At 27.4% G+C, this 7,169-nt stretch carries 9 protein-coding genes; 7 read left to right on the top strand and 2 right to left on the bottom strand.

Translation table 11 applies throughout. The features are described 5' to 3' along the window. The first annotated feature begins 53 nt into the window (after window positions 1-53). From ABY298_RS13760 to ABY298_RS13735, 6 genes are all read left to right on the top strand, one after another. Window positions 54-407: a hypothetical protein gene (locus ABY298_RS13760; protein ID WP_372746636.1), complete on the top strand. Its 354-nt coding sequence runs from the start codon at window positions 54-56 to the stop codon at window positions 405-407. Between the two features lie 265 nt (window positions 408-672). Further along, entirely contained in the window at window positions 673-1,224 is a 552-nt protein-coding gene (locus tag ABY298_RS13755) for an RNA polymerase sigma factor (RefSeq protein WP_372746635.1), read from the top strand. Window positions 1,225-1,256: 32 nt separating this feature from the next. Continuing rightward, window positions 1,257-1,859, top strand: a complete 603-nt coding sequence (locus tag ABY298_RS13750) for a hypothetical protein (RefSeq protein WP_372746634.1) — start codon at window positions 1,257-1,259, stop codon at window positions 1,857-1,859. A gap of 38 nt (window positions 1,860-1,897) precedes the next feature. Continuing rightward, on the top strand, window positions 1,898-2,359 hold the full coding sequence (locus ABY298_RS13745; RefSeq protein WP_372746633.1) for a hypothetical protein: 462 nt from the start codon (window positions 1,898-1,900) through the stop codon (window positions 2,357-2,359). Between the two features lie 145 nt (window positions 2,360-2,504). Then, complete coding sequence (locus ABY298_RS13740; protein WP_372746632.1) at window positions 2,505-3,332, top strand: hypothetical protein; 828 nt, start codon at window positions 2,505-2,507, stop codon at window positions 3,330-3,332. A gap of 85 nt (window positions 3,333-3,417) precedes the next feature. Then, the gene (locus ABY298_RS13735; protein ID WP_372746631.1) at window positions 3,418-4,557 is read left to right on the top strand and encodes an MFS transporter; all 1,140 of its coding nucleotides are present in this window, start codon (window positions 3,418-3,420) and stop codon (window positions 4,555-4,557) included. 75 nt (window positions 4,558-4,632) lie between these two features. On the opposite strand, the gene ABY298_RS13730 is transcribed toward ABY298_RS13735, so the two are convergent. Then, a complete protein-coding gene (locus tag ABY298_RS13730) occupies window positions 4,633-5,202 on the bottom strand; it encodes an acetate uptake transporter (protein WP_372746630.1) in 570 nt (189 codons plus the stop codon). 209 nt (window positions 5,203-5,411) lie between these two features. On the opposite strand from ABY298_RS13730, the gene ABY298_RS13725 reads away from it, so the two are divergent. Further along, window positions 5,412-6,959 carry an SDR family NAD(P)-dependent oxidoreductase gene (locus ABY298_RS13725; RefSeq protein ID WP_372746629.1) on the top strand — a complete coding sequence of 516 codons (1,548 nt, stop codon included), beginning with the start codon at window positions 5,412-5,414 and terminating at the stop codon, window positions 6,957-6,959. A gap of 11 nt (window positions 6,960-6,970) precedes the next feature. On the opposite strand, the gene ABY298_RS13720 is transcribed toward ABY298_RS13725, so the two are convergent. Beyond that, on the bottom strand, window positions 6,971-7,169 hold a 199-nt coding region (locus ABY298_RS13720), incomplete at its 5' end, for a response regulator (RefSeq protein ID WP_372746628.1).

The raw sequence follows: 7,169 nt of genomic DNA, 5'->3' as shown, positions 1-7,169 counted from the left end.
ATGACAAATTCAAAATATTAGATTAAATTTAATTTGAGTTTAAAATTTGAATCATGTTAAAATCTAGGTTTGAAAACAAAAGAAAACCCTTATTACCATTCAATAAATTTATTAAAAGAGTATTCATTTACTTTTCATTTTCTATTCTATTAATCGCATTTTCTTTAGGAATTGGCACTTTTGGCTATCATTATTTTGCTGAAATTTCTTGGGTAGATTCTTTTTACAATGCAAGTATGATATTAACTGGTATGGGACCTGTAAATGAAATGATTACTGTAAAAGCTAAATTATTTTCTTCATTTTATGCACTTTTTAGTGGTATTGCTTTTTTAAGTACTGTTGCAGTTATTTTTGCTCCAATTGCACACAGATTGTTACATATTTTACACGTGAATGAAAAATAATTAAATTAATTCAAAAACTTACTTCTACAAATTTTCAAAGCGCTTCTTTTTAACAACACCTTACCAACAAGAACATTTAGAATTATCTTTAGCAGTGCAAACGAATCTTATTTGTTAGGTTTTAAACATAAATTTTAGCAAAAAGAAACTTAAAATTTCACAATCAATTGTTTAACTATTTTATTTAATAGTTGTAAATTACATTAAACTATTTTTCAATTAAACGGTCTAACTACATTGAACTGAAAATTGGTTTGTTTTTATTATGGAAGTTTTAAATAATGAAATAGAACTTATAGCTGCTTTAAAAAATCCAAAGGTTAAAGATAAAGCCTTTAAAACTCTGTTGGACAATTATCAAGAGCGCTTATATTGGCATATTAGAAAATTAGTTTTAATACATGAAGATGCTAATGATGTACTACAAAATACATTTTTAAAAATTTATAAAAGTATTCATACATTTCATCAAGATAGTAGTTTGCATACTTGGATGTACAGAATTGCATACAATGAATCTATGAATTTATTAGCTGAAAAAAATAAAAAAAGTTTTATTTCATCTGAAGAAGTAACTACCAAAATACTAAATAATTTACAAGAAGATGTTTATTTTGATGGCGATGAAATTAAGTTAAAATTACACAAAGCATTATTAGAATTACCTGAAAAACAACGACAAGTATTTAATATGAAATATTTTGATGAATTAAAATTTAGAGAAATATCAGAAATATTAGGTACAACCGAAGGTGCATTAAAAGCATCGTATCATATTGCAGTTAAAAAAATTGAAGAATATTTAGTAGGCAATTAAACTAAATAGCAAATTTTAGGTCTAAACATAAAATGAAGAAAGACAGTAAACATAAGAGCCCTCAAAACAAATCAACGTTAGGTTTTAAGATTCCTTCCGGCTATTTTGAAACTTTTCAGCAAGAAATATTCGAAAAAATAGCAGAAGAAAATAAGCAAAAGGAACAACAACAAAAACTAGGTTTTAAAGTTCCTGAAAATTATTTTGAAACCTCTAAAAAAGAGATTTTAGAATTAACTGAGACCAAAAAAGGTAAAGTTATTAATTTTATTACCCTTAATAAATGGCTTGTTGGATCAATAGCAGCGGCAATAGCATTGTTAATTACTTTAAGTGTATTTAACAATTTTAGTTTAGAAACAAACAATCAAATGGCAGTAATAAATAACATTGAAGCCATTAATTTAGAAAATGATGCTATTCTAAATTCTATTTTAGAAAACGATGCAAATGTGAATGAATATATGGAAACATATGTTTTAAATGAGTTGGTTGTAAAAGATGCTTTAAAAAATTTTATTAGTTGGGATGCAAGGGAATTAGAGGTGTTGTTTATTGAAGACTCTAAACTAAATAATTATATTGATGCGCTAGTAATTGAAGATTTAATTATTGATGATATACTAAATGATTAAACAAATAAAATATTCATACTTACTTAAAAATATATAAAATGAAAACAAAAAATACATTTAAAATTAAGGTTTTAATTTTTATTGCGTTGTTGTTTTTTAGTACATATTCTAATGCTCAAAATGCAGAAGTTTTAAGCAACTTAACACCTCAACAAAAAGAAATGGTTGAAGCCCAAAAAAAATTATTAATTAAAAACAGAGAGGCTTTTAAAGCTACTTTATCAGCTAATCAGTTAGAAATTTTAAAAAACACATCACTTTCAAAAGAAGATAGAATGAAAGCTTTAACGGAAAGCCTTTCTGATAGTCAAAAAAAATTATTAGCTAAAAATAGGAGTGAAGCAATTTCTGGAAAAGAAAATTTTAAAGCAACTATTACTGAAGAGCAACGACAAAAATTACAACTACAAATTGGGTTAATGAAAGGTTCACAAGAAAAAAAAGAATTACGAGAAGGAGTTATTGAGAATAGAAAAAACAGAAAAAATGGTAATAATTAAATTAGTATCATTTTTATAAAACCCCAATTTTAAAATGTAACCTACAACACTCTGTAGGTTACATTTTTTTTGTAACTTTAATTTATGCCTTTATAATACATTAAAAATGCGTTATTACTTTACCATAGTATTAATTTTATTAAGTATGTTTCAAAGTACAGCGCAAGATGATGAGACAATGGTAGACTCATTATTAGATGAATTCTTAAGTGCAGATAATCAAATAATTGACGATTTACTTTTGTCACTTTCAAATTTCAATTTAATTTATGCATCTACAACGTATAACACTAAAACCTATTTTTCTGGTAGAGATATAGGAATTGATCAATACAATATTTCTACTCAATTAACCTATGCAAATTCTAATGGATTTTACACAGGAATTAGTGGTGCTTATTTTAGCCAATTTTACCCAAAATGGGATGTAACAACATTATATATTGGCTTTGGAAATTATTTAAACAAACAAAAAACACTTAGTTATAATACAGCATATTCTAGATATTTTTATGCTAATAGTGAAGATAATATTTTTGCAAACACGTTAGATTTTGGGTTGGGTATTAGAACAAAAAATAAAATTTTAGCCACTCAACTTACTGGTTCTTATTTGTTTGGCAAAGAGAGCTCTTTTCATTTTTTATCAAAAACCTATTTTAAAACTAACTTATTAAAAGAAAAAAACACTTTAATAACTATAAAACCTCAGTTAAATATCTTTTTTGGCAAGCAAACAATAGAACTTTCGAGAATAGATATTATTGAAAATATACCTGAAACTACTTATTCAAAAAACACTGTTTTTGATTTAATAAATACACAACTAATATTTCCTGTAGAATGTACATTTAATAATTTTGATATTTGTTTTGGTTATACTTTTAATTTTCCACATCCAATAGGAGAGGAAGTTTCTCTTAAAACAACTAGTTTTTTCAATTTTTCCTTAGGTTATTTATTAGAATTGTAATTAATAAAATTTACTTAAAAAACTTTGTGTAAACTTTTCGTATTACAAAATAACCTTGCAAATTTGCAACCATATTTAATTACACATGGACTTAAAAATAAAACAGCGAATTGCCTTAAGCGCTTATTTTTTTTTATCAGGAATTTCTTTTGCAACTTGGGCTTCTAGAATACCAACTATTAAAACGTTTTATAACTTAAACGAAGCCGAATTAGGGAATTTATTATTTATAATGCCTATTAGTTCATTAATTGGACTACCTTTTTCTGGTTGGTTGGTTTCAAAATTTAATAGTAGAAATCCACTTATTATTTCGTTTTTATTTTACTGTTTAGCATTATTTTTTATTGGTTATGCTTCTAATATTATCTTTTTATCCTTTTCCTTATTTTTATTTTCATTTAGTATGAGAATTATAAATATTGCTGTTAATACACAATCTATATCACTACAAAAAGAATTTAAAAATAAAATAATCGGCTCATTTCATGGTTTATGGAGTTTAGGTGGATTAATTGGCGTTGGCTTTTCTACACTAATGGTGAAATTTGATGTGTCAATGAAAAATCACCTTTTAATAATGGCTATTTTTTCTTTAATTGTAGGTTTAATTTCATATAGGTTTTTAATGAAAAACGACAAGCCAACCTCAGGAAATAAACTAATTTTAGGAAAACCAGATACTTTTATTTTATTATTAGGCATTTTAGTTTTTTTAGCTGCTGTTTGTGAAGGAGGAATGTTTGATTGGAGTGGTGTATATTTTAAAGAAGTAATAAAAGAAGAAGTTTTTACTTTAGGGTATTTTATATTTATGGTTTTTATGGCATCTTCTCGGTTTGTTTCTGATAAAATTATTGATGTTATTGGAATGAGAAAAGCATATATTATAAGTTCTTTATTTATATCAACAGGCATTAGTTTGGTAATTATTTTCCCATATTTTTGGCCTGCAATTATAGGTTTTAGTTTGGTTGGAATTGGTGTAGCTGCAATTATTCCAATGACGTATGCTTTAGCTGGAACCTCTAAAAAATATTCAGCGGGTATGGTAGTATCTATTATTTCTACTTATGGAATTGTTGGTATGCTTTTAGGTCCGCCACTTGTAGGATACATTGCTCATGTATTTAATTTAAAAGTAGCTTTTGTGTTATTTTTAATATCAGGATTATTAATAATTCCTATTTCACAATTGTTTTATAAAACACAAAAAGAGCAATAAAATACAAGATTTAAAGCATAAAAAAAGGGTTTGATACTTTTGTATCAAACCCTTTTTTTATACAATTATATAAGCTTAATTTAATTTAATCCAAGGTTTACCAGATTTTAATAATTGCTTTCCTGATACCTCATTTATAATAGTAGCAGCCATCATATACCAAGCAGCTAAAGCACAAACAATTAAAACATAAGCAGCAACTGTAGTCATCTCAGGAAAACCGAAATGCGCTAAATCTAACAAAATAAATCCTAGTAATAAAGTTGAAAAAGTAATTGCCATTGCTGTATGAATAAACAATGATCCAATCCAAAAAATTAAGGTTAATAATGTCCAACCAATTAAATAAAAACCAACATCGGTATGAGATGATGCGTAAATTCCCGCGTTATTTAATATCCAAATAATTCCTAATCCAATCCAAAATGCACCATAACTTGTAAAAGCAGCAAATCCAAAATTATTTCCCATTTTATGTTCTAAAAATCCGGCTATCATTTGAGCCAAACCTCCAAAAATAAATCCCATTGCAACCACAGGACCTAATCCAATTAATCCTAAATTGTGGAATTGTAACAATAGTGTTGTTAATCCAAATCCTGCTAAACCAACAACTGCTGGGTTTCCTAATTTATTTGTATTCATAGTATTATAATTATTAACTTAATTTAAAATTTTGGCAAAAATCAATTATTTAAATTAATGGCCTGCTGATTTTTATCATTAAATTTCAATAATATACGATAACGTTTTCGTAGTTGGTAAATTTGTTTTAAAAAATGAGGAAATACTTAAAAAGTAAAATTATTACTACATTTTAAAACCTATATTTGCACGCGCAGTTAAACATTAATATGAAGATAGAACGTACTGAAAAAGAACCAATTTCAAAAGAAGATATTGCAAAATGCATTGCTATTTTAGAGCAATTAGTAACTAATACTACAGAAATATTTGATATAGAAAAAGAGCAAAGAACAGCTTTAATTAAAGCTGCTGGAATGTTTTCAAGACCCAATAGAGATGAGTTTTCTAGAAGGAAAAAAGATGGTAAAAAGTTAGCACAACGCAAATTAGAGGCAAAGGACAAAAGTGCTAGAAAAGAAACTGGAATACGCAGTGCTCGTGAATCTGTTATTTTTGAAGCTCCTAAATTATTGTTATCAGAAGAATTAACATTAAAAAAACCTTTAGAATTAAAAACCCCAAAAAAATGTTATATCTGTAAGGAAGAATTTACTGTAATGCATCATTTTTACGATACAATGTGTACTGATTGTGGTGATTTTAATTATGCCAAACGTTTTCAAACTGCCGATGTAAATGGGCAAGTAGCTGTAATTACTGGTTCTCGTTTAAAAATTGGTTATCATATTACATTAATGTTATTGCGTGGAGGCGCAACCGTAATTGCAACTACACGTTTTCCAGTTGATTCTGCGCTTCGGTTTTCAAAAGAAGATGATTTTTCGGTTTGGGGACATCGTTTAAAAATTCACGGATTGGATTTACGTCATATTCCAAGCGTAGAAATATTTTGTAATTTTATAGAACAAAAATATGAAAAGCTTGATATTTTAATTAATAACGCCGCACAAACTGTTAGAAGACCTGCAGGATTTTATCATCATTTAATGGAAAATGAGGAGTTGCCAATTTCTAAATTACCGAAATCTGCACAAAACTTATTATCAGACCATTACAACTGTTTACTTGAATTAAAAGAGTTAACATCAGGAGCTTCATCAAACCAAAACATGCCAGTAACTTGGCACGGACCTGAACCTGGTATTGGCTTACGTGCATCAGCAAAATTATCTCAAATTCCATATAGTTTTGATAAAACTTTAGTATCAAAAGAAGTATTTCCTGAAGGTAAATTAGATGCTGATTTACAACAAGTAGATTTGAGAAAAGTAAATAGCTGGCGATTAAAATTGGGTGAAATAGAAACTACTGAAATGATTGAGGTTCAATTGGTAAATTCAGTGGCTCCTTTTGTCTTATGCAATCGTTTATCTGAACATATGAAAAATCATCCTACAGGTAAAAAGCATATTATTAACGTTTCTGCAATGGAAGGGAAATTTTATGGATCTTTTAAAGAAGATCGTCATCCGCATACAAATATGGCAAAAGCGGCTTTAAATATGCTTACACACACAGCTTCTGGTACTTTGGCTAAAGATGGTATTTTTATGAATGCTGTAGATACAGGTTGGGTAACAGATGAAGATCCTATTGATTTATCTAAAAAGAAACAAGAGTTATTTGATTTTCAACCGCCATTAGATATTGTTGACGGAGCTGCACGTGTTTTAGATCCATTGTTTGATGGTATAAATACAGGGAAACATTGGTGCGGTAAATTTTTAAAAGATTATAAACCTATTAGTTGGTAGTTTAAAATAATTTAAAAAACTTCAACCTTTGCAATTAAATTATATAATTTTTGGCGTTCTATTGGTTTTGATAAATAAGCATTACATCCAACTTTTATAGCTTTTGTTTTATAATTTTCTTGGGTATAGGCAGATTGCGCAATAATATAAACAGTTTTATTAAATTTTCTAATTTCTTCAGTAGCTTCAAAACCATTTAACTTTGGCATT

It is taken from the genome of Lutibacter sp. (assembly GCF_041596795.1).
GTDB lineage: Bacteria > Bacteroidota > Bacteroidia > Flavobacteriales > Flavobacteriaceae > Lutibacter.
The sequence above is the reverse complement of the archived record's forward strand: the minus strand, read 5'-3'. Positions and strand labels throughout refer to the sequence as shown.

Excerpts from the sequence above, each read along its gene's own strand:
- ABY298_RS13760 (WP_372746636.1), top strand. The coding sequence starts at position 54 with ATGTTAAAATCTAGGTTTGAAAACAAAAGAAAACCCTTATTACCATTC.
- ABY298_RS13755 (WP_372746635.1), top strand. The coding sequence starts at position 673 with ATGGAAGTTTTAAATAATGAAATAGAACTTATAGCTGCTTTAAAAAAT.
- ABY298_RS13750 (WP_372746634.1), top strand. The coding sequence starts at position 1,257 with ATGAAGAAAGACAGTAAACATAAGAGCCCTCAAAACAAATCAACGTTA.
- ABY298_RS13745 (WP_372746633.1), top strand. The coding sequence starts at position 1,898 with ATGAAAACAAAAAATACATTTAAAATTAAGGTTTTAATTTTTATTGCG.
- ABY298_RS13740 (WP_372746632.1), top strand. The coding sequence starts at position 2,505 with ATGTTTCAAAGTACAGCGCAAGATGATGAGACAATGGTAGACTCATTA.
- ABY298_RS13735 (WP_372746631.1), top strand. The coding sequence starts at position 3,418 with ATGGACTTAAAAATAAAACAGCGAATTGCCTTAAGCGCTTATTTTTTT.
- ABY298_RS13730 (WP_372746630.1), bottom strand. The coding sequence starts at position 5,202 with ATGAATACAAATAAATTAGGAAACCCAGCAGTTGTTGGTTTAGCAGGA.
- ABY298_RS13725 (WP_372746629.1), top strand. The coding sequence starts at position 5,412 with ATGAAGATAGAACGTACTGAAAAAGAACCAATTTCAAAAGAAGATATT.